The sequence below is a fragment of the Microbulbifer sp. CAU 1566 genome (genome assembly GCF_023156515.1).
GTDB lineage: Bacteria > Pseudomonadota > Gammaproteobacteria > Pseudomonadales > Cellvibrionaceae > Microbulbifer.
The window spans coordinates 1-1630 of record NZ_JALNMG010000014.1 but is presented as its reverse complement, the minus strand read 5'-3'; the positions used below and the strand labels follow the sequence as shown (position 1 = coordinate 1630).

At 46.3% G+C, this 1630-nt stretch carries 3 protein-coding genes; all 3 read left to right on the top strand.

Annotated elements, in window-relative coordinates:
• On the top strand, window positions 1-92 hold a 92-nt coding region (locus M0G74_RS18155; RefSeq protein WP_248216187.1), incomplete at its 5' end, for an IS3 family transposase.
• A gap of 36 nt (window positions 93-128) precedes the next feature.
• Window positions 129-575, top strand: coding sequence for a hypothetical protein (locus M0G74_RS18150; protein ID WP_248220205.1), 447 nt, complete (start codon window positions 129-131; stop codon window positions 573-575).
• Between the two features lie 454 nt (window positions 576-1029).
• The gene (locus M0G74_RS18145; protein WP_248220202.1) at window positions 1030-1404 is read left to right on the top strand and encodes a hypothetical protein; all 375 of its coding nucleotides are present in this window, start codon (window positions 1030-1032) and stop codon (window positions 1402-1404) included.
• The last annotated feature ends 226 nt before the right edge of the window (window positions 1405-1630 follow it).

The window sequence follows — 1630 nt, the reverse complement described above, 5'->3', positions numbered from 1 at the left end:
TTGAGTACATCGAAGTGTTCTATAACCGAGTACGTAGGCACTCCGCTATAGGGCATCTCAGCCCAGCGGAATTTGAGCGCAAATGCGCGTAGTTAGGGTGTCTACTTATCGTGGGTAAGACCAGCGTAATGAAGATTATCATTCGATTTTTGCTTTTATTTTCTCTTTTAGGAGGTTGCTCTTTAAGTGGCAAGTATATTGAGCGAGAGGAAAGCAGTGATTGGAATATTTCCCAAATAATTTCAGAGGCTTTCGATGAGGCTTCTCAAGATGGTATGTTGGTCGCTGCTAAAAGAAAGGTTGATGACAGGCCACTCTATGTGGAGTCAGCCATCATAATGTATAAATCAAATGATCTGTGGCGTTTGGCGCATGTCTTTCGCCATCCAGAAGTCGATAATACTCATAGAAAGAACTGGAAAGTTGTCTGGCGTAGCCACTTTTTTCTTCTTGGTTTCAATGACTACAAAGAGAAACCAAGTAGAGCTGACATTGAACATTTTCTAAGTAAAACTGAATGGCATAAGGATTTAGGTGCGCAATGGAAAATTTTAGAGAGTACTACTCAGTACTGACGTGGCTCGCGGTTTCGCTCCGCATAACAAAGCGCTGCAGGCCGACGGCCAACTTTGTGCACTTTATGCGCGGTCGCTGCGCTCCCATTGTCGCGCATAAAGCGCCCAAAATTGTCCGCGGCTGAGCGCGGCGTTACGTGAAATGGTCCGTCGGCGCGCTATGATCAAGAGAGTAATGGTCGGGATCATGCTTATCGCACCATTGATGAGTTGCAGCAATAAGCAGATCTACACCGTGGTCCAGGATAGTCAAAAAGTTGAGTGTCAGAAATACCCAGATACAAGATACGAAGAATGTATGAAGCAACTGAGCACGCCTTACGAAGACTATGAGAAAGATCGAAAAGCAGAAAAAGAGAAAAAAAATGGCGGGTAAGTTCAATCACGTAACAAGTCAGGGCTACGGACACGCTAACGCGTGCCGCAGCCTGAAGCGTTATGGCAGGAAACAACCATGAAGATATTTATAATAATTTTCACCGTACTCGTATCTGCATGCAGTGGTATGACCTTTAATACCAATCTAGGGCCATACGCCAAAAATAGAGTAAAAACGGTAATCGTAGAAGAATATTCGCCGGTTGAAATCTCGAAGTACGATGCCATTACCCTAGGCATTGTTGAGGCTTCTTACTGCCAAGAACGGATAGATGAACCAAAGCCGAGCAAGCGTGCTGTAGTGAATGATCTAAAAGTTCGAACTCACAGTTTAGGTGGTAACGGAGTCGTCGTAGAGGCCTGCGGCACAGCAGCAAATGGCGCTTGTACTCAATACTTAGAATGTCGGGGAGTCGCTTACTCTGTACCACAGCGGCAGAGCAGGCCATAACAAAGCGCTGCAGGCCGACAGCTTACTTTGTGCACCTTTTGCGCGGTCGCTGTCGCTCCCATTTTCGCGCAAAATGCGCACAAAGTAAGCTGCGGCTGAGCGCGGCGTTATGTTTAAGACTTACCCACGTTTAGTAGACACCTTGTATAGTTAGGTTTCGGCCTAACACGGAGGTGCACCATGGGTAAGAAGAGAGCTCAGGCGTATACGGAAGAGTTTCGTAGAG